The organism is Paracoccus sp. AK26 (assembly GCF_011801365.1).
GTDB classification, from domain to species: domain Bacteria; phylum Pseudomonadota; class Alphaproteobacteria; order Rhodobacterales; family Rhodobacteraceae; genus Paracoccus; species Paracoccus aerius.
In genome coordinates this window covers 1,821,944-1,840,820 of record NZ_CP041041.1, presented here as the reverse complement: position 1 = coordinate 1,840,820, position 18,877 = coordinate 1,821,944, and the positions used below count along the sequence as shown (strand labels likewise).

Here is an 18,877-nt window from a genome sequence, read left to right as displayed (position 1 = left end):
ATAAAAAAATTTCATTGCGGCGTCTTATTGGAAATTTCGCGCACCAGGAATTTCGTTGTTGTTTCGAGTACGCGTCGGGATGCGTGCCCGCCCCCCGGCCTTTACCCCGCCTCCCTTACCCTCTCCTCCACCACCTCGAACGGCACCCCCGGCTGATCCTTCGCCGCCCGGATGACCAGCGAGGTCTTGACGCTAGCCACGTTCGGCGCCGCTGTCAGCGACTGCGTCAGGAACCGCTGGAAGCTGGACAGATCAGGCGAGACGCACTTCAGGATGAAGTCGATCTCTCCGTTCAGCATGTGACATTCCCGGACCAGGGGCCAGCCCTGCACCAGGGCCTCGAAGGCCGACAGGTCGCGTTCGGACTGGTTGGCAAGGCGCACCATGGCAAAGACCTGCACCTCGAATCCCAGTTCGCGGGCGTCGATGTCGGCATGATATCCGCGGATGAAGCCGGTTTCCTCAAGCGCGCGGACGCGGCGCAGGCAGGGGGGCGCGGAGATGCCCACCCGGCGGGCCAGTTCGACATTGGTCATCCGGCCGTCAGCCTGAAGTTCGGCCAGGATCTTGCGGTCGATGTCATCCAGTTTCGCGCCGGCCATGCTGCTCTTTCTTGATCGGGTCTTTGGCGTTGCCGGAAACTACAATGCAGGCACATTACGCGCAATATTCTTTCTGCGCGCGTCCCGCGTTGCGATTTCCGGGCGGAAGCACTACCTCATGCACAAACACCGGATGGGACGCAAGATGACCGAACGCACGCATGTGAAACTTCTGATCGTGGGGTCCGGCCCTGCGGGCTATACCGCCGCCGTCTATGCCGCGCGAGCCATGCTGAACCCGATGCTGATCCAGGGGATGCAGCCCGGCGGACAACTGACCATCACGACCGAGGTCGAGAACTGGCCCGGAGAGACCGAGATCCAGGGCCCCGAGCTGATGGTCAAGATGGAGGAGCATGCCCGCGCCATGGGCACCGACATCGTGATCGACATGGTGACCTCGCTTGACCTGCAGCGCCGCCCCTTCACCGCCACCTGCGACAGCGGCCGCGTCGTCACGGCCGACGCGGTGATCCTGGCGACCGGCGCCCAGGCCCGCTGGCTGGGCCTGCCCTCCGAGGAGAAGTTCAAGGGCTTCGGCGTTTCCGCCTGCGCCACCTGCGACGGCTTCTTCTATCGCAACCGCGAGGTTCTGGTGATCGGCGGCGGCAACACTGCGGTGGAAGAAGCGCTGTTCCTGACCAAGTTCGCGAGCAAGGTGACGCTGGTCCACCGCCGCGACAGCCTGCGGGCCGAGAAGATCCTGCAACAGCGCCTGTTCAAGAACCCCAAGGTCGAGGTGATCTGGAACCACGCGCTGACCGAGGTCCAAGGCACCGATACCCCGGCAGGCGTGACCGGCGCGGTCCTGACCTCGACGGTGGACGGCAGCACGCGGACGGTTCCGGCGGACGGCGTTTTCGTGGCGATCGGCCATGCGCCCGCCAGCGAACTGGTCAAGGACCAGCTTGAGTTGCACAACGGCGGCTATGTGAAGGTCGAACCGGGCAGTACCCGCACCTCTATCCCCGGCGTCTTCGCGGCAGGCGACCTGACCGACCATGTCTATCGCCAGGCGGTGACAAGCGCGGGGATGGGCTGCATGGCGGCACTGGATGCCGAGAACTGGCTGGCCGAACATGACGACGCGGGCGAGCCCGATCCCGACCATGCCTGGCGCGAAGACGAAATGGCCGAATGAACGAAAAAGGGGCGCGGTGATCCGCGCCCCTTTCCGCTTCTTAGGCGTCCTTACTGTTCCAGGACAAAGGGGCCGGTGTAGTTGTCCACGTTGTCGGCGGTGATCAGCAGGCAGTCAAACAGCTGCTTTTCCGTATCCACGCCAGTCGTGCCGTTCTTGATGAAGTTGTCGGCCTGGCGGACGGCTTCCTCGGCGAAGACGGCGACCGGCTGCAGGACGGTGTATTGCAACTCGCCAGCCTTCACGGCCTCGACCGCGTCGGGGGATCCGTCGAAGCCGCCGACCTTGACCTGTTCCAGCTTGCCGGCTTCCTTCAACGCGGCGATGGCGCCCAGTGCCATTTCATCGTTGCCCGAGATCACGCCGATGATGTCGGGATTGGCCTGCAGCAGCGACTGCATCTTCTGATAGCCCTGGGTGCGGTCCCAGTTGGCGACTTCCTGGCCGACCTTCACCAGGTCGGGATACTGGGTCAGCACGGTCTCGAAGCCGTTGGACCGGGTCTGGGCATTGTTGTCTGACGGCGCGCCGAACAGCTCGACATAGTTGCCTGCATCGCCCACGGCCTCGACCCAGGCCTGCGCGCCAAGGGCCGCGCCCTGCGCGTTGTTCGACACCAACTGCGCCTTGGCCAGACCTTCCTGGTTGATCTCGGCATTGACCAGGAAGACGGGGATGCCGGCGTCCACGGCCTTCTGCACCGCGCCCACCGAACCGTCGGCATTGGCCGGGTCAAGGATCAGCGCGACCGACTGGTTGGTGATCGCGGTATCGACCAGGGTGCTTTCGGTGTTGGTGTCGCCCCGGTGCGCGGCCACGTTGGCGGTATAGCCCAGTTCCTCGGCGGTCTTCTTGGCGACCTCGCCTTCCGTGAACCAATAGGGGTTCGCGGGGTCGTTGACGATGATGGTGATCAGCCCCTCGGCCGAGGCGGCGCCTGCCATCATCGGCATGGCGACGGCGGCGGCAAGCAGCGCGCGGCGGGTCATGGTGAACATTACTCTCTCTCCCCTTTGGGTTGTTTCACTGCCGGAAGGCAGGCTTTCCGCCCGGCGTCCCGCGCCGGACGGCGAAGGTCGTGGGCCGTCAGGACTTGCGCCCGCCGCGCCCATATTGGATCGAGTTCATCAGCACGGCCAGCACGATCACGGCGCCGGTGAAGACCGTCTGCCAGTATGAACTGACGCCGATGATGACCAGGCCCGCCGACAGGAAGCCGATCACGAAGGCGCCCAGCATCGTGCCGCGCACGCCGCCGCGCCCGCCGGTCAGCGCCGCGCCGCCGATCACCACAGCCGCAATGGCGGTAAGTTCATAGGTGGTCCCCGCCGTGGGACCCGCCGATGTCAGTTGCGAGGCCAGCACCAGCCCCGCCACCGCCGACAGCGCGCCCGAGATGGTGTAGACGGTGATCTTGACCAGCCGCACCGGCACGCCCGACAGTTCGGCGGCGCGTTCGTTGCCACCCGAGGCATAAAGCCAGCGTCCGAAGGCCGAACGCGACAACATCAGCCCCGCCAGCACCGCCACCACGGCCAGCACGATCACGCTGATGGGGATGCCCCACAGCCGGTTGAAGCCCAGCCAGTTGAAGCCGGTGTTGCCCAGGGCTTCCTGCCCGCGCAGGTTGTTGTAGGTCAGCCCGTTCGTCATCAGCAACGCGACCCCGCGCGCCACATACATCACGCCCAGAGTGGCCACGAAGGGCGGCACCTTGAAGAAGGCCACCAGAACGCCGTTCAGCGCACCCACGGCCGCGCCGATGGCGATGGTCAGCACCACCACCGCCCAGACCGGCGGGTAAAGGATCACCCCCGCCCATTCCAGCGTGACGCCCTGCATCATCGCGCCCGCGCAGACCCCGCAAAGCGCGAGGATGGATCCGACCGACAGGTCGATCCCGCCGTTCAGGATCACCAGCAGCATGCCCACCGACAGGATGCCATAGATCGCAACCTGCGACGACATGATCAGGAAGTTCGACACCGTGAAATAGTTCGGCGACAGGAAGGAAAAGACCACGATGATCGCGATCAGGGCGAAAAAGGCGCGGCCTTCCAGCAGCAGGCGGCCGATGCTGAAGCCGTCTTGTTTGGGCGCGGTGGTGGTGGCAGACATAGGTTTTCCTCGCTCAACGGCCCATCAGGCAGCCACGGACTCGCCCGAGGCGGCCATGATCTTTTCCTTGGAAACGGTGGAATCGAATTCGGCCGAGATCCGGCCCTTGTGCATGACGATGATCCGATGCGCGATGGACAGGCATTCGCTGACCTCGGATGTGGAATAGATGACGGCAAGGCCCCGGCGCGCGCCCTCGGCCAGCAGGCGGAAGACCTCGGCCTTGGCGCCGATGTCGATCCCGCGCGAAGGTTCGTCCAGCATGATGACGCGGGGGTTGGTGGCCAGCATCTTGCCGATCACGACCTTCTGCTGGTTGCCCCCCGACAGCGATCCGATGGGCGCGCCCCCGCCCGAGGTCTTGACGGTGACGCTGCGGATGCTGTCGTCGATCAGCTTGCGTTCCGTGCGGCTGCTGGTGAACAGCCCGCGCGTGAAGTTGCGGATGGATGCCAGCGACAGGTTCTGGCCCACGCTCATGGTCTGGACCAGGCCGTCGCGCTGCCGGTCCTCGGGGACCAGGGCAAGGCCGCGGGCGATGCGTTCACCGATGGGCAGGTGGGAAATCTCCTGCCCTTCCAGCACGATCTCTCCACCCGACGCGCGCAACCGGCCCGCGCAGGTTTCCAGCAGTTCGGTGCGCCCCGCGCCCATCAGGCCATAGATGCAGACAATTTCCCCGGCGCGCAGGTCCAGCGACAGGTTGCGGACCAGATCCTGCCCGGTCTGGTCGGGCACCGACAGGTTGCGGATTGACAGGGCGACCTGCCCCATGGCGCTGTCGGGCGGGCTGCCCAGGTCGTAGTTCTCGCCCACCATGTTGCGCACGATCCATTCCAGGTCGATGTCGGCGCGCGGCGCATAGGCCGTCATGGTCCCGTCGCGCAGCACCACCGCGTGGTCGGTGATCGTCAGCGCTTCTTCCAGGTGGTGAGAGATATAGACGATGCTGACACCCTTGGCGGTCAGGTCGCGGATGACCTTGAACAGCACCTCGACCTCGCTGGCCGAAAGCGCACTGGTCGGTTCGTCCATGATCAGGATGCGGCTGTCCACGGACAGGGCGCGGGCGATCTCCACGATCTGCTGCTGGCCCAGGCGCAGTTCCTCGACCGGGGTGAGGGGATCGATCTCCTCCTCCAGTTCCTCCATCAACCGGCGGACCTGGCGTTCTTCTTCGGCGAAATCGACGCCCATGGGGCCGCGCAGTTCGCGGCCCATGAAGATGTTGTCGCGCACGGACAGGTTCGGGGCCAGCGACAGTTCCTGGTGGATGATGGAAACGCCGCGGTCCCGCGCCTCGTTCGCATTGGCAAAGCTGACAGGCCTGCCGTCCAGGATGATCTGGCCGGTCGTGGGCTGGATGACGCCTGACAGGATCTTCATCAGCGTGGACTTGCCCGCGCCGTTCTCGCCGAACAGGGTGGTGACCTGGCCGCGATGGATGTCGAAGTTCACGCCCTTCAGCGCGTGAACATTGCCATACGACTTGGCGACGTTGCGCGCGGCCAGGACCACCTCGCGGGCGTCGGGATTGCCTTCCGTCTGCCGGGTCATCGGCCCGCTCATTGGACGGCGACCTCGACCGGGGTGATCATCCAGTTCTTGGGGTTGATCAGGCGGAAGGCGCCGGTGACGGTGACGGACTTGCCCGTCAGGCTGGCGGTGTCGATGCCGTCCAGCACGGCGGCCTTCATCGCGCGGTTGATGCCCGATCCGGCGTCCTGGTATTCGATCTGGTTCTTGAAGTCGCCAAAGGCGATATCGCCCGGCGCGTCGCGCAGGTCGGTGCCGTTGATCGCAGGGCCGGTCTGGACGCGGACGGTGATGTCTTCGGGCACGCCGTCCACCGTCAGAGGATAGACGCCCGACCGCGCCTCGCCCGCGACGCCGGTCAGGGTCACGAACATGATCGCCCCGGTGGACGATGCGACACCATATTGTTCCGCCGCCGCGTCCTTGTCGGCCAGGACGGCGGTGGCCAGAGTCGCCGCATCGACGGCCTTTTCCTTCACGAAGGCCTGGATGCGCGGAAACTGTTCCTGGCCATAGCTGTCGGGCGAAAAGGCTTGCACCCGGACATCGGCCTCGGAACCGATGGGAACGACGGTGGTGTCAAGCGCGATCGCGCCCGCCAGGACGACGATGGCCGCTGCGCCCATCAGCATCCCGCGCCGCGAGGGGGCGGGGGCCTTGGGGGCGGATGTGGAGGGGGCGGTGCTGTGGCTCATGGATAAAGGCCCTGCCTGTCTTCTGGGGTCAGCGGGTGGCGGCTGATGCGGGGAAAGCGCCGCCAGGCGAAATCGTCCACCGAAGGCGTGCAGTCAATGCCTGCTTGTCGGGCATGTTGTTTCCCCCCTTTTGCATCCTCGGCCGCTGGTCCGCGTGACTGGCCGCAAGGCCCGGTGCGCAGGTCGCCTCCTCTGACGGATCCTGCCCATTGCCTCAGACCTTAGCTGAAATTATTTACTATGTCTGCAAAAAAAAACATTCACGAGGCCTGTCCTTTCGTGTAAGGATCCGGATCGGGGCGCGGTCCTGCGATGGACCTGCGCAGGAGGGATTGGAATGACTGCCGCGACACTCGGCCAGCCCTACAAGGTAACGCTTCATGGCCGGCCGTGACATCCTTATCGGCATAGATGCTGGCACCTCGGTCATCAAGGCGGTGGCCTTTGATCTGGGCGGGCGGCAGATCGCGGCTTCGTCGGTCCCCAACCGTTATCATTCGGGAACGGACGGGTCCGCCACGCAATCGCTGCACCAGACATGGGACGACTGCGCCGCCGCCTTGCGTGGGCTGGGGGCCAAGATCGACGGTCTGGCGGGGCGCACGGCGGCGCTGTCGGTAACGGCGCAGGGCGACGGGACGTGGCTGGTCGGGCGCGACGGGCCGGTGGGCGATGCCTGGCTGTGGCTGGACGCCCGCGCCGCGCCGACCGTAGCGCGGCTGGCCGCCGGTCCCGCCAACCGCGCGCGGTTCGAAGCCACGGGCACCGGGCTGAACACCTGCCAGCAGGGCAGCCAGATGGCGCATATGAACGCCCACGCGCCCGACCTTCTGGACGGGGCCGAGGTCGCGCTGCATTGCAAGGACTGGCTTTACCTGAACCTGACGGGCTTGCGCGTGACCGATCCGTCCGAGGCCAGCTTCACCTTCGGCAATTTCCGCACCCGCCATTATGACGACGCGGTGATCGACGCGCTTGGCCTGACGCATCGCCGCAGCCTGCTGCCGCCGATCATCGACGGCACGCAGGTCACGCATCCGCTGACGCAGGACGCCGCGCGCCAGACCGGACTGCTGGCCGGAACGCCTGTATCCTTGGGCTATGTGGACATGGTGATGACCGCGCTTGGCGCGGGCGTCTATGGCGGGGCTGCGGGCGACGTGGCCTGTTCCACCGTGGGATCGACGGGCGTCCACCTGCGCGCCGTCCGGTCTCAGGACGTGCATCTGAACGACGAGGGCACGGGTTATGTGATTTGCCTGCCGGTCCCCGGCATCGTCACGCAGGTGCAGACCAACATGGCCGCAACGCTGAACCTGGACTGGGTGCTGGGGATCGCGGCAGGCATCATGTCCGACATGGGCCAGTCCGTGACCCATCGCGACCTGGTCGCCCATATCGAGGGCTGGCTGCTGCAGTCCACCCCCGGCCAGATCGTCTATCACCCCTATATCTCGGAAGCCGGGGAACGCGGGCCCTTTGTCGACGCTCATGCGCGGGCGGGCTTTGTCGGGCTATCGGCGGGCCACCGCTATCCCGACCTGATCCGCGCCGTGGCCGAAGGCCTGGGCATGGCCATGCGCGACTGCTATGCCGCAATGGGGCCGCTGCCGGGCGAATTGCGCCTGACCGGCGGGGCCGCGCGGTCGCGGGGCCTGCGGGGCATCCTGGCCGCCAGCCTGAACGCCCCCGTCCGCGTGTCCGACAGGGACGAGGCAGGGGCCGCGGGCGCCGCCATGATGGCCGCCGTCGCCATCGGCGCCTATCCGGACATGGAGGCCTGCATCGCCCAGTGGGTGACTCCGTTGCTGGGCCAGGCGGAACCGCCCGATCCCGTGCTGGTTGCAGCCTATGACGCGCTGTTCCCCGCCTTCACCGCTTCGCGCCGGGCCTTGCCGCCCGCCTGGGACGCGCTTGCCGCTGCCCGATCCCTGAAAGGACCCTGGCTATGACCCCTGATTCCGAGATGATCGACCTTTTCGTCATTGGCGGCGGCATCAACGGCGCGGGCATGGCCCGCGATGCGGCCGGACGAGGGCTGAAGGTCGTGCTGTGCGAAAAGGACGATCTGGCCCAAGGCACCTCGTCCCGGTCGGGCAAGCTGGTCCATGGGGGCCTGCGCTATCTGGAATACTACGAGTTCCGCCTGGTCCGCGAGGCCCTGATCGAGCGGGAGGTGCTGCTGAACGCGGCCCCGCATATCATCTGGCCGATGCGCTTCGTGCTGCCCCATTCACCCGAGGATCGCCCCGCCTGGCTGGTCCGCCTGGGCCTGTTCCTTTACGACCACCTGGGCGGGCGCAAGAAGCTGCCCGGCACCCGCACGCTGGATCTGCGCCGCGATCCCGAAGGCGCGCCCTTGCTGGACCAGTATCACAAGGGGTTCGAATACAGCGACTGCTGGGTGGACGATGCGCGCCTGGTGATCCTGAACGCCGTCGGCGCGGCCGAAAAGGGGGCCGAGGTCCTGACCCGCAGCCCCTGCATTTCCGCCCGGCGCGAAAACGGCGCCTGGACTGTCCAGACCCGCAACGAACTCACCGGGGAAGTCCGCACCTTCCGCGCCCGCTGCATCGTCAACTGCGCCGGACCCTGGGTGTCGCAGGTCATCAACAACGTCGCGGGGTCCAACTCCAGCCGCAACGTCCGGCTGGTCAAGGGCAGCCACATCATCGTGCCGAAATGGTGGTCGGGCCAGCAGGCCTATCTGGTCCAGAACAAGGACCGGCGGGTGATCTTCATCAACCCCTACGAAGGCGACAAGGCGCTGATCGGCACCACGGACATCCCGTGGGAGAACCGGGCCGAGGACGTGACCATCTCGGACGACGAGGTCGATTACCTGCTGGCCGCCGTGAACCGCTATTTCAAGGAGAAACTGCGCCCTTCGGACGTGCTGCACGCCTTTTCGGGGGTGCGGCCGCTGTTCGACGATGGCGCGGGCAACCCGTCGGCCGTGACCCGCGACTATGTCTTCGACCTGGACACGACCGGGGGTGCGCCGCTGCTGAACGTGTTCGGCGGCAAGATCACGACCTTCCGCGAACTGGCCGAACGCGGGATGCACAAGCTGCGGGACATCTTTCCGGCGATGGGGCCTGACTGGACCGAGACCACGCCCCTGCCGGGCGGAGAGATCGCCAATGCCGATTTCGAATCCTTCCTGAACCTGCTGCGCGAACTGCACCCCTGGATGCCGCGCAAGCTGGTCGTCCATTACGCCCGCCTCTATGGCGCGCGAACAAAGGACGTGGTCGCCGGCGCGATGAACATGGACGGGCTTGGCCGACACTTCGGCGGCAACCTCTACGAAGCCGAGGCGCGCTATCTGGTCGCCAGGGAATGGGCGCAGCAGCCCGAGGACATCCTGTGGCGGCGCACCAAGCACTACTTGCACCTGACGCCCGAAGAACAGCAGGCCTTCGTGGATTGGTTCAACGGCTCTGACCTGGCGCAGGCTGCGTGACCGCCATGGCCCTGACGCTTTCGCTGAACACCAACCCGCTGGTCAACCGCTTCGCCGATCCCGACGACCTGATCGAAACGGTCGCGCGGGATCTGCGCATCCGTGACCTGCAACTGACGCATGAGTTCATCAACCCGTCCTGGCCCGCCCCCGTGATCCGCCGCCTGACGCGGCAGATGGCTGCTGCGCTTGACCGCACCGGGGTGCGCGTCACCAGCGGCATGACGGGGCCTTACGGGCGGCTGAACCATTTCGGCCATCCCGACCGCGACGTGCGGCGATACTATGTCGACTGGTTCAAGACCTTTGCCGACATCATAGGCGACCTCGGCGGCACTTCGGTCGGCACGCAGTTCGCGATCTTCACCTATTGCGACTATGACGTCCCGCAGCGGCGCGAGGATTTGATCCGCATCGCCATCGACTGCTGGGCCGAGGTCGCCGACCATGCCAAGGCCGCCGGCCTGTCCTATGTCTTCTGGGAACCCATGAGCGTGGGTCGCGAGTTCGGCGAAACCATCGACGCCTGCATGGCCCTGCAGGACCGGCTGACGGCGGCGGACATGGCCGTGCCAATGTGGATGATGGCCGACATCGACCACGGCGACGTGACCAGCCCCAACCCCGACGACACCGACCCCTATGCCTGGGCGCGCGCGGTGCCCAGGGTCAGCCCGATCATCCACATCAAGCAGTCGATGATGGACAAGTCGGGCCATCGTCCCTTTACCGCCGAATACAACGCCAAGGGCCGCGTCCAGCCGGAACCGCTGCTGGAGGCCCTGGTCCAGGGCGGCGCCGTGGACAACGAGATCTGCCTGGAACTGTCCTTCAAGGAACGCGAACCGAACGACCGGCAGGTAATCCCACAGATCGCCGAAAGCGTGGCCTTCTGGGCACCGCATATCGACAGCGGCGCTGGGGATCTGAAGGTCTGATGGTCGCGCCCTTCGCCTTTGCCTCTGCTGCTGAAATCCTGTTCGGCAGGGGGCAGGCCGCCAATGCGGCCGCGCGTGTGGTGGGGCTTGGGCAACGGGTGCTGCTGGTCCATGGCCGCAATCCCGACCGTGCCGCCTGGCTGGCCGATGGCTTGCGGGCGCAGGGCTGCGAGGTTGTGGGCTTCGCCGTACCGCGCGAACCCGACACCGACCTGGTGGCCCTGGGCATCCGCGCCGCCCAAGGCGTGCAGGTCGTGGTGGCCTTGGGCGGGGGCGCGGTGATCGATGCGGGCAAGGCCATCGCCGCACTTGTCCCTGCCACGCGCCCGATGCTGGACCATCTTGAGGTCGTGGGGCAGGGCCTGCCGCTGGACCATCCGCCCTTGCCCTTTGTCGCCATCCCAACCACCGCGGGCACGGGGGCCGAGGTCACGCGCAACGCCGTGATCGGCGTGCCGGTACACCGCCGCAAGGTCAGCCTGCGCGACGCGCGGATGCTGCCGCGACTGGCGGTCGTGGACCCGGCGCTGACCGATGGATGCCCGCGCCCGGTGACGCTGGCCTCGGGCCTGGATGCCATCACTCAGGTGATCGAGCCTTTCGTCTGCACCCGCACAAACCCGCTGACCGACGCGTTGTGCCGCGACGCGATCCCGCGCGGGCTGGCCGCGATCCGGCGCCTGATGGAGGACGAGGAACCCGAGGCGCGGGACGAGATGGCTTGGGTCAGTCTGTGCGGTGGGCTTACGCTTGCCAATGCCGGGCTTGGCGCGGTCCACGGGCTTGCCGGGCCGCTGGGCGGGCTGACTGGCGCGCCGCATGGTGCGATCTGCGGGGCGCTGCTGCCCCATGTGCTGATGGCAAACCGCACGGCTGCCCACGACCCGGCTGCGATCGAGCGGCTGGACCAGGTCGCCCGCTGGATCGGCGCGGCCTTTGATACGCCCTTCGCCTCGATGCCCGAGGCGACGCGGGCGCTGGCCGACTGGTCGCATCGCGCGGGCCTTCCGGCGCTGACCGCGCTTGGCATCGGGCCCGAGGCGCAGGCCGCAGCTGCCCAGGCGGCGGCCGCGTCATCCTCGATGAAGGCCAACCCGGTGGCGCTGACCGAAAACCAGTTGCGCCGCATCATGGAGGAGGCCGGCTGATGGCGCGACAGGGGGGGATCGACCCGGAACGAAGCCTCGCCACCCGCGCGGCCTGGCTGCATTACGCTGGCGGGCTGACCCAGGCAGCAGTCGCAAAACGGCTGGGCGTCACCGGCGTCAAGGCGCATCGCCTTATTGCCCGCGCCGTAGCCGAGGGCGTGGTCAAGGTCAGCATCGACGGCGAGATCGTGGAATGCGCCATGCTGGAAGACCGGCTTTGCGCGCTTTACGGCCTGGCCTTCTGCGAGGTCGCCCCCGACCTGGGCGAGGAAGGGATGCCCCTGCGCGCCCTGGGCCTGGCCGGCGCCAGCTTCCTGCGCCGCGAGATCGAGCGCGGCGAACATGGGACCATCGGCCTGGGCCATGGGCGAACGCTTGCGGCGGCGGTCCAGGAACTGCCGCGGTTTGATGCCAACGGCACATGCTTCGTGTCGCTGCTGGGCGGGCTGACGCGGCATTATTCCGCAAACCGCCATGACGTGATGCATCGTCTGGCCGAACGCACCGGCGCGCAGGCCTATGTCCTGCCGGTGCCCTTCTTCGCCAATTCCGAATCCGACCGCGCGGTGCTGCTGAACCAGCCGGGCGTGCGCGACATCTTCGACCTGGCCAATGGCGCGGATCTGAAATTCGTGGGCATGGGCACGGTCGATCCCGGCGCGCAGCTTGTGGCCTCGGGCATGATCGAGCCGCGAGAGATCGACGAAATCCGCGCAGCGGGCGGCGTGGGCGAGATGATGGGCCATTTCTTCGACGCCGGGGGCCGGGTGCTGGAAACCACGCTGTCCGCGCGCACGCTGTCGGCATCGCTGGACGAGCCGGGGGAAAGCCGGGTCGTGGTGATCGCGGGCGGGGCGGACAAGGTCCAGGCGATCCGCGCCGCGCTGCGCAGCGGACGCCTGCGCGGGCTGATCACGGACGAGGCGACGGCGCGGGCCTTGGCGGATCAATAGAAAAAGGTGCGTGCAAAGCACGCACCCTACGGTTTGCGGGCAGCGTGCGTGCTTGCACGCACCGTTGCGCTTACTTCCCCGTCAACGCCTTGGCGCGGGCGACGATGGCATCAGCCGTGATCCCGAACTCCTGATACAGCCGGTCGATGGGGGCGGATGCGCCAAAGCCGGTCATGCCGATCACGTCGTCCTCGGACGCGACATAGCGCGTCCAGCCGAACTTGCCTGCCGCTTCCACGGCGATGCGCGGCGCGTCGCCCAGGGTCGCCTTGCGGTATTCCTCGGGCTGGGCGTCGAACAGCTCCCACGACGGCATCGACACGACGGCGACGTTCAGCCCGCCCTCGTGCAGCGCCTCGGCGGCCTGGACGGCAAGCTGCACCTCGGTCCCCGTAGCGATCAGCGTCACGTCGCGGCCTTCCCCGAACTGGCGGAGGACATAGGCGCCCCTGGCGGTCAGGTTCTCGTCGCCCGCTTCCAGCCGCAGTTGCGGCACGTCCTGGCGCGACAGGGCCAGCAGCGACGGCACGTTGCGGTTGCGGATCGCGATGTCCCAGGCTTCCAGGGTTTCCACCGTATCGGCGGGGCGCAGGACCGTCAGGTTCGGGATGGCGCGCAGGGATGCCAGATGCTCGATCGGCTGGTGGGTCGGGCCATCCTCGCCCAACCCGATGCTGTCATGGGTCATCACATAGATCGTGCCGACCCCCATCAGCGCTGACAGGCGGATCGCGTTGCGGGCATAATCCGAAAACACCAGGAATGTCCCGCCATAGGCGATGAAGCCGCCATGCAGGTTGATCCCGTTCATCGCGGCGGCCATGCCGAATTCGCGCACGCCATAGCCGATATAGCGGCCGGGCGCCTGGCGGGTGTATTGGCTGTCCACGGCCTTGACGCGGGTCAGGTTCGACCCGGTCAGGTCGGCCGATCCGCCGATCATCTCGGGCAACGCAGCGGTCAGGGGTTCCAGCGCCATCTGGCTGGCCTTGCGGGTCGCGGCCTTCTTGGGTTCCGCGAACAGCGCGTCGCGGGCGGCCTTGACGGCGGCGTCATAGCCCTTGGGCAATTCGCCCGACAGGCGGCGGTTGAATTCGTCGCGGACCTCGGCGGACTTGCCGGCAAGACGCGCTTCCCAGGCCTCGCGGTCGGTGGCGCCGCGGGTGCCGATCCTGCGCCATTCGGACAGCAGGTCCTCGGGGATCACGAAGGGATCATGCGACCAGCCGATCGCCTCGCGGGTCAGCGCGGCCTCGTCGCGGCCCAAGGGCGAGCCATGGACCGAATAGGTGCCCGCCTTGTTGGGCGAGCCGAAGCCGATCACCGTCTTCATCGCGATCAGGGACGGCTTGCCCGTTTCCGCCTTGGCTGCCGTGATCGCCGCATCAAGCGCCTTGCCGTCATGGCCGTCGCATTTCTGGACATGCCAGCCGCAGGCCTGGAACCGCGCCGCGACATCCTCGGAAAAGCTGATCGAGGTCGGGCCGTCGATGGTGATGTCGTTGTCGTCGTAAAGCACGATCATCTTGCCCAGGCCCAGGTGGCCCGCAAGGCTGATGGCTTCCTGTCCGATGCCTTCCTGCAGGCAGCCGTCGCCCACGAAGACATAGGTGTGATGATCGACCAGGTCGTCGCCGAATTCGGCCGCCAAGGCCCGTTCCGCAAGCGCCATGCCCACGGCGGTGGCGATGCCCTGGCCCAGCGGGCCGGTCGTCGTCTCGATGCCCTTGGCGTGTCCGTATTCCGGGTGGCCGGCGGTGATCGAGCCCCACTGGCGGAAGTTCTTCACCTGCTCCAGCGTCATGTCCTCATAACCCGTCAGGTGCAGCAGGCTGTAGAGCAGCATGGACGCATGGCCGTTCGACAGCACGAAGCGGTCGCGGTCCGGCCAGTCGGGGTTCTTCGCATCGAATTTCAGGTGGTTGCGGAACAGGACCGTGGCCGCGTCCGCCATGCCCATGGGCGCGCCCGGATGGCCCGAATTCGCGGCGTTCACCGCGTCGATGGACAGCGCGCGGATGCAGTTGGCAAGCGCGAAGTTCTGTGGGTCCAGATCGGCCTTGGCGGCGATCTTGGGGTCTTTGGGCGAATCTAGGGGCATGTGGTCCTCCGGCGGTTTGGGGGTGAATACCCCGGACAGGCCGCCGCCACAACAATAATCACAAAACTGCATCACAAAGTCACATAAACGATGTTGCGAATTCCGCAGGCAATGTTACAAATGTCCCCAACCGAGGAGGATCAGGTGAAGCGCGACGAACGCCGGCAGGCGATCATGGATCTTCTGGTGGGCGCGCGCGCCGTGGATCTGGACGATCTGGCCGACCGCTTTGCCGTGTCGCGCATGACCATCCACCGGGATCTCGACGACCTTGAACAGGCGGGGCTGCTGCGCAAGGTGCGCGGCGGCGCCACCATCGAGGCGGGGACGCAGTTCGAAAGCGACTTCCGCATCCGCGCCTTGCAGGACAGCGACGCCAAGGCCCGCATGGCCCGCGCCGCGCTGGATCTGGTGGAACCGGGCATGACCGTGATGGTCAACGACGGGTCCATGGCAGCACTTCTGGGCGCCAACCTGACCGACAAGGCACCCCTGACCGTCATCACCAACAACGCCGCCGTGATCGACCGGTTGAAGGATGCCCCGCGCATCACGCTGATCGCGCTTGGCGGCACCTACAGCGCCAAGTTCAACGGCTTCTTCGGCACCGTGACCGAGGATGCGCTGTCGCGGCTGCGCGCCGACATTGCGTTCATCTCGACCCCCGCCGTGGCCGGGCTGCGGGCCTTTCACATGGACGACGCGGCGGTCCGGGCCAAGCGGGCGATGATCGCCGCCGCCGACCGGGCCGTGCTGCTGGTCAACCACGCCCGCTTCGGCCGGTCGGCCCTGCACATGCTGGCCGACCTGTCCGATTTCGACGCCATCATCACCGATGCCGCCCCCGCGCCCCCCGATCGCGCCGCGATCGACCGGGCCGGGCTGCGGCTGACCATCGCAAGGGACTGAGCGCATGACGGATTTCTGGATCGGCACAAGCTGGAAGATGAACAAGACGCTGGACCAGGCGCGCGTCTTCACCGAAGGACTGGCCGCAGCCGACAAGGACCGCGACCCGCGCATCCAGCGTTTCGTGATCCCGCCCTTCACCGCCGTGCGCCAGGTCAAGGAATGGCTGTCAGGCACATCCGTGAAGGTCGGCGCGCAGAACATGCACTGGGCCGACGAGGGCGCCTGGACGGGCGAGATCAGCCCGGTGATGCTGCGCGACTGCAACCTCGACATCGTAGAACTGGGCCATTCGGAACGGCGCGAGCATTTCGGCGAAACCGACGAGACCGTGGGCCTGAAGGCCGAGGCCGCCGTCCGCCACGGGCTGATCCCGCTGATCTGCATCGGCGAGACGCTGGCCGAACGCGAATCCGGCCGCGCGCAGGACGTGCTGGAAACCCAGGTGCGCGGCGCGCTGTCCCGCCTGTCGGGCGACCAAAAGGATGCCACGATCCTGCTGGCCTATGAACCGGTCTGGGCCATCGGCGTTAACGGAATCCCCGCCACGTCCGACTATGCCGATGCCCGCCAGGCCGAGATCGTCGCGGTCGCGCAGAACATCCTGGGGCGACGCGTGCCCTGCCTTTACGGCGGATCGGTCAATCCGGGCAACTGTCAGGAACTGATTTCCTGCCCGCATATCGACGGGCTGTTCATCGGCCGGTCCGCCTGGAACGTGGACGGCTATCTCGACATCCTGGCGCGCTGCGCCGCAACCATCGGAGAGACGAAATGAAACTGGCAATCGCAGGCGACAGCGCGGGCGAGGGTCTGGCCAAGGTCCTGGCCGACCACCTGAAGGACAAGCACCAGGTGTCCGAAATCAGCCGCACCGACGAAGGCCCCGACGCCTTCTATGCCAACCTGTCCGACCGGGTGGCAAGCCAGGTCAAGGACGGCACTTTCGACCGCGCCATCCTGGTCTGCGGCACCGGCATCGGCGTCTGCATCGCAGCCAACAAGGTGCCGGGCATCCGCGCCGCGCTGACCCACGACACCTATTCCGCCGAACGCGCCGCGCTGTCGAACGACGCCCATATCATCACCATGGGCGCCCGCGTGATCGGCCCGGAACTGGCCAAGGCCATTGCCGACAAATGGCTGGCCGAGACCGAGAACTTCGACAAGGCCGGCAAGTCCGCAGGCAACGTGAACGCCATCGACGCGGTCGATGCGAAATACAACAAGGCCTGACGGATGCTGAAACTGCCGAATGACGGCCCGGCCACGGGCCGCCTTCTGTCGCATGTGCTGACGGGTGACGGCCCCGCTGCCATCGTCCGCGCCATCGCCGAGGCGCAACCGCCGCTGATGCAGCGTCTTGGCGCGGGCCGCCTGCACGGCGACCCGACCGAGATCGTCGGCGTCAACGACACCGGCGACAAGCAGAAGGCCTTGGACGTGGGCGCCCATCACCACATGATCGCGGTGCTGCGCAAGGCGGGCGTCCGCAAGGTGCTGTCCGAGGAAGCCGAGGCGGTCATCGATCTGAACCCCGACGGTGCATGGGACGTGGCGATGGATCCCATCGACGGATCCGGCAGCATCGGCATCGGCGCGCCCCTGGGGATGCTGTTCAGCGTCCTGCCCGCCGCACCCGAAGGCTTTCTGCGGACGGGTGAATCCGTCGTGGCGGCAGGTTACGCCAGCTTCGGCCATTCGATGGACTTCGGCTGGTCGCTGGGCGACGGCACCCATATCGCCGGCTGGGACGACGAGGCGGGCGAATTCCGCATGGTGCGCGATAACGTCGTGCTGAAGCCCAAGGCATCCACCATCGCCTATAACGCCTCGAACGAACGCTACTGGGCGCCAGGGCTGCAAGCCTGGGTGGCCGATCTGCGCGCGGGCCGGGACGGTCCGCTGGGCAAGAACTACAACATGCGCTGGCTGGCCGCCGCCGTAGGCGAGTTGCACCGCATCCTGCTGAACGGCGGGGCATTCCTTTATCCTGCCGACCGGCGTCCGGGATATGGCAATGGCAAGCTGCGGCTGGTCTATGAGGCGATGCCCATCGCCTTTCTGGTCGAACAGGCGGGCGGGCTGGCATCCGACGGGACGCAGCCCATCAGTTATCGCAAACCGTTAGCGGTACACGACATGACGCCCCTGATATTCGGCGCTAAGGACGAGGTCGAGACGATCCTCGGCTATCTGGCCGAATCCACGGAAGGATAACGACATGGCTATGATTACCCTGCGCCAGCTTCTCGACCACGCGGCCGAGAATGGCTACGCGGTCCCTGCCTTCAACATCAACAACATGGAACAAGGTCTGGCGATCATGACTGCGGCGCAGGCGACGAAATCGCCGGTGATCCTGCAGGCTAGCCGGGGCGCACGCGCCTATGCCAATGACCTGGTGCTGGCCGGGCTGATCCAGGGCTTTGCCAAGGCCTTCCCGGACATCCCGCTGTGCATGCATCTTGACCACGGCAACGGCTTGGCGACCTGCGCCACCGCGATCCAGAATGGCTTCACCAGCGTGATGATGGACGGTTCGCTGAAGGCGGACGGCAAGACGCCGGCCGATTACAACTATAACCGCGACGTGACCGCCAGCGTGGTGCAGATGGCCCATGCCTGCGGCGTCTCGGTGGAAGGTGAACTGGGCGTTCTGGGCAGCCTGGAAACCGGCATGGGCGACCAGGAAGACGGCCACGGCGCGACCGAGAAGCTGGGCCACGACCAGCTTCTGACCGACCCGGACGAAGCCGTGCGCTTCGTCAACGACACGAACGTGGACGCGCTGGCCATCGCCATGGGCACCTCGCACGGCGCCTACAAGTTCTCGCGCAAGCCGGACGGCGACATCCTGGCGATGCATGTGATCGAGGAAATCCACACCCGCCTGCCGAACACCCACCTGGTGATGCACGGGTCGTCGTCCGTCCCCGAGGATCTGCAGCAGATCATCAACAGCTATGGCGGCGACATCAAGCCGACATGGGGCGTCCCGGTCGAGGAGATCCAGCGCGGCATCAAGCACGGCGTGCGCAAGGTCAACATCGACACCGACAACCGCCTGGCCATGACCGCCGCGATCCGCAAGGTCTTCTCGGAAGAACCGTCCGAGTTCGACCCGCGCAAATATCTGAAGCCCGCGATGCAGATGATGTCGCAGGTCTGCAAGGACCGCTTCGAGGCGTTCGGCACCGCAGGCAATGCCGACAAGATCGTCCCGCTGCCGCTGTCGGTGATGGCTTCGCGCTATTGATCCGCTGACAG

The 18,877-nt window shown here is 66.5% G+C and carries 17 protein-coding genes; 11 read left to right on the top strand and 6 right to left on the bottom strand.

Features of this window, described 5'->3' with window-relative positions:
- Positions 1-101: 101 nt before the first annotated feature.
- The gene (locus FIU66_RS09110; protein WP_167622407.1) at positions 102-602 is read right to left on the bottom strand and encodes an Lrp/AsnC family transcriptional regulator; all 501 of its coding nucleotides are present in this window, start codon (positions 600-602) and stop codon (positions 102-104) included.
- A gap of 145 nt (positions 603-747) precedes the next feature.
- Here FIU66_RS09110 and trxB point away from each other — a divergent pair, with 145 nt between their 5' ends.
- Positions 748-1,743, top strand: coding sequence for a thioredoxin-disulfide reductase (gene trxB, locus FIU66_RS09105; protein ID WP_167622406.1), 996 nt, complete (start codon positions 748-750; stop codon positions 1,741-1,743).
- A 50-nt stretch (positions 1,744-1,793) separates the two neighbouring features.
- Here the strand turns inward: trxB and FIU66_RS09100 are convergent, their stop codons facing one another.
- From FIU66_RS09100 to FIU66_RS09085, 4 genes are all read right to left on the bottom strand, one after another.
- On the bottom strand, positions 1,794-2,732 hold the full coding sequence (locus tag FIU66_RS09100) for a D-ribose ABC transporter substrate-binding protein (RefSeq protein WP_240544651.1): 939 nt from the start codon (positions 2,730-2,732) through the stop codon (positions 1,794-1,796).
- A gap of 97 nt (positions 2,733-2,829) precedes the next feature.
- Entirely contained in the window at positions 2,830-3,861 is a 1,032-nt protein-coding gene (locus FIU66_RS09095; protein WP_167622404.1) for an ABC transporter permease, read from the bottom strand.
- A gap of 24 nt (positions 3,862-3,885) precedes the next feature.
- Complete coding sequence (locus FIU66_RS09090; RefSeq protein WP_167622403.1) at positions 3,886-5,418, bottom strand: sugar ABC transporter ATP-binding protein; 1,533 nt, start codon at positions 5,416-5,418, stop codon at positions 3,886-3,888.
- 8 nt (positions 5,419-5,426) lie between these two features.
- Positions 5,427-6,092, bottom strand: coding sequence for a DUF2291 family protein (locus tag FIU66_RS09085; protein ID WP_167622402.1), 666 nt, complete (start codon positions 6,090-6,092; stop codon positions 5,427-5,429).
- 380 nt (positions 6,093-6,472) lie between these two features.
- Here FIU66_RS09085 and FIU66_RS09080 point away from each other — a divergent pair, with 380 nt between their 5' ends.
- The 5 genes from FIU66_RS09080 to FIU66_RS09060 are packed head-to-tail and all read left to right on the top strand — an operon-like array spanning position 6,473 to position 12,597.
- The gene (locus FIU66_RS09080; RefSeq protein ID WP_167622401.1) at positions 6,473-8,044 is read left to right on the top strand and encodes an FGGY-family carbohydrate kinase; all 1,572 of its coding nucleotides are present in this window, start codon (positions 6,473-6,475) and stop codon (positions 8,042-8,044) included.
- Positions 8,041-9,558 carry a glycerol-3-phosphate dehydrogenase gene (locus FIU66_RS09075; protein ID WP_167622400.1) on the top strand — a complete coding sequence of 506 codons (1,518 nt, stop codon included), beginning with the start codon at positions 8,041-8,043 and terminating at the stop codon, positions 9,556-9,558. The genes FIU66_RS09080 and FIU66_RS09075 overlap by 4 nt, the downstream gene beginning before the upstream one ends.
- A 5-nt stretch (positions 9,559-9,563) precedes the next feature.
- Positions 9,564-10,496 (top strand): sugar phosphate isomerase/epimerase, encoded by a 933-nt coding sequence (locus FIU66_RS09070; RefSeq protein WP_167622399.1) that lies wholly within the window; start codon positions 9,564-9,566, stop codon positions 10,494-10,496.
- The gene (locus tag FIU66_RS09065; RefSeq protein WP_167622398.1) at positions 10,496-11,644 is read left to right on the top strand and encodes an iron-containing alcohol dehydrogenase; all 1,149 of its coding nucleotides are present in this window, start codon (positions 10,496-10,498) and stop codon (positions 11,642-11,644) included. Before FIU66_RS09070 ends, FIU66_RS09065 begins: the two co-directional genes overlap by 1 nt.
- A complete protein-coding gene (locus FIU66_RS09060; RefSeq protein ID WP_167622397.1) occupies positions 11,644-12,597 on the top strand; it encodes a sugar-binding transcriptional regulator in 954 nt (317 codons plus the stop codon). The genes FIU66_RS09065 and FIU66_RS09060 overlap by 1 nt, the downstream gene beginning before the upstream one ends.
- Before the next feature lie 70 nt (positions 12,598-12,667).
- Here FIU66_RS09060 and tkt read toward each other — a convergent pair whose 3' ends face one another.
- Complete coding sequence (tkt, locus tag FIU66_RS09055) at positions 12,668-14,698, bottom strand: transketolase (RefSeq protein WP_167622396.1); 2,031 nt, start codon at positions 14,696-14,698, stop codon at positions 12,668-12,670.
- Between the two features lie 120 nt (positions 14,699-14,818).
- Between tkt and FIU66_RS09050 the strand changes: the two genes are divergently transcribed.
- From FIU66_RS09050 to fba, 5 genes are read left to right on the top strand one after another with little or no spacing between them, the layout of a single operon-like run.
- Positions 14,819-15,607 (top strand): DeoR/GlpR family DNA-binding transcription regulator, encoded by a 789-nt coding sequence (locus tag FIU66_RS09050; protein WP_240544650.1) that lies wholly within the window; start codon positions 14,819-14,821, stop codon positions 15,605-15,607.
- 4 nt (positions 15,608-15,611) lie between these two features.
- The gene (locus FIU66_RS09045) at positions 15,612-16,385 is read left to right on the top strand and encodes a triose-phosphate isomerase (RefSeq protein WP_167622395.1); all 774 of its coding nucleotides are present in this window, start codon (positions 15,612-15,614) and stop codon (positions 16,383-16,385) included.
- Positions 16,382-16,843, top strand: coding sequence for an RpiB/LacA/LacB family sugar-phosphate isomerase (locus FIU66_RS09040; RefSeq protein WP_167622394.1), 462 nt, complete (start codon positions 16,382-16,384; stop codon positions 16,841-16,843). Before FIU66_RS09045 ends, FIU66_RS09040 begins: the two co-directional genes overlap by 4 nt.
- A gap of 3 nt (positions 16,844-16,846) precedes the next feature.
- Entirely contained in the window at positions 16,847-17,827 is a 981-nt protein-coding gene (locus FIU66_RS09035; protein ID WP_167622393.1) for a class 1 fructose-1,6-bisphosphatase, read from the top strand.
- 4 nt (positions 17,828-17,831) lie between these two features.
- Entirely contained in the window at positions 17,832-18,866 is a 1,035-nt protein-coding gene (fba, locus tag FIU66_RS09030; protein WP_167622392.1) for a class II fructose-bisphosphate aldolase, read from the top strand.
- Positions 18,867-18,877 lie beyond the last annotated feature (11 nt).

Bases quoted from the DNA above. Each gene is read 5' to 3' on its own strand.
- FIU66_RS09040 (WP_167622394.1), top strand. From the start codon at position 16,382: ATGAAACTGGCAATCGCAGGCGACAGCGCGGGCGAGGGTCTGGCCAAG.
- trxB (WP_167622406.1), top strand. From the start codon at position 748: ATGACCGAACGCACGCATGTGAAACTTCTGATCGTGGGGTCCGGCCCT.
- FIU66_RS09110 (WP_167622407.1), bottom strand. From the start codon at position 602: ATGGCCGGCGCGAAACTGGATGACATCGACCGCAAGATCCTGGCCGAA.
- FIU66_RS09080 (WP_167622401.1), top strand. From the start codon at position 6,473: ATGGCCGGCCGTGACATCCTTATCGGCATAGATGCTGGCACCTCGGTC.
- FIU66_RS09100 (WP_240544651.1), bottom strand. From the start codon at position 2,732: ATGACCCGCCGCGCGCTGCTTGCCGCCGCCGTCGCCATGCCGATGATG.
- FIU66_RS09045 (WP_167622395.1), top strand. From the start codon at position 15,612: ATGACGGATTTCTGGATCGGCACAAGCTGGAAGATGAACAAGACGCTG.
- tkt (WP_167622396.1), bottom strand. From the start codon at position 14,698: ATGCCCCTAGATTCGCCCAAAGACCCCAAGATCGCCGCCAAGGCCGAT.
- FIU66_RS09095 (WP_167622404.1), bottom strand. From the start codon at position 3,861: ATGTCTGCCACCACCACCGCGCCCAAACAAGACGGCTTCAGCATCGGC.
- FIU66_RS09070 (WP_167622399.1), top strand. From the start codon at position 9,564: ATGGCCCTGACGCTTTCGCTGAACACCAACCCGCTGGTCAACCGCTTC.
- FIU66_RS09050 (WP_240544650.1), top strand. From the start codon at position 14,819: ATGTCCCCAACCGAGGAGGATCAGGTGAAGCGCGACGAACGCCGGCAG.
- FIU66_RS09075 (WP_167622400.1), top strand. From the start codon at position 8,041: ATGACCCCTGATTCCGAGATGATCGACCTTTTCGTCATTGGCGGCGGC.
- fba (WP_167622392.1), top strand. From the start codon at position 17,832: ATGGCTATGATTACCCTGCGCCAGCTTCTCGACCACGCGGCCGAGAAT.
- FIU66_RS09035 (WP_167622393.1), top strand. From the start codon at position 16,847: ATGCTGAAACTGCCGAATGACGGCCCGGCCACGGGCCGCCTTCTGTCG.
- FIU66_RS09065 (WP_167622398.1), top strand. From the start codon at position 10,496: ATGGTCGCGCCCTTCGCCTTTGCCTCTGCTGCTGAAATCCTGTTCGGC.
- FIU66_RS09060 (WP_167622397.1), top strand. From the start codon at position 11,644: ATGGCGCGACAGGGGGGGATCGACCCGGAACGAAGCCTCGCCACCCGC.
- FIU66_RS09085 (WP_167622402.1), bottom strand. From the start codon at position 6,092: ATGAGCCACAGCACCGCCCCCTCCACATCCGCCCCCAAGGCCCCCGCC.
- FIU66_RS09090 (WP_167622403.1), bottom strand. From the start codon at position 5,418: ATGACCCGGCAGACGGAAGGCAATCCCGACGCCCGCGAGGTGGTCCTG.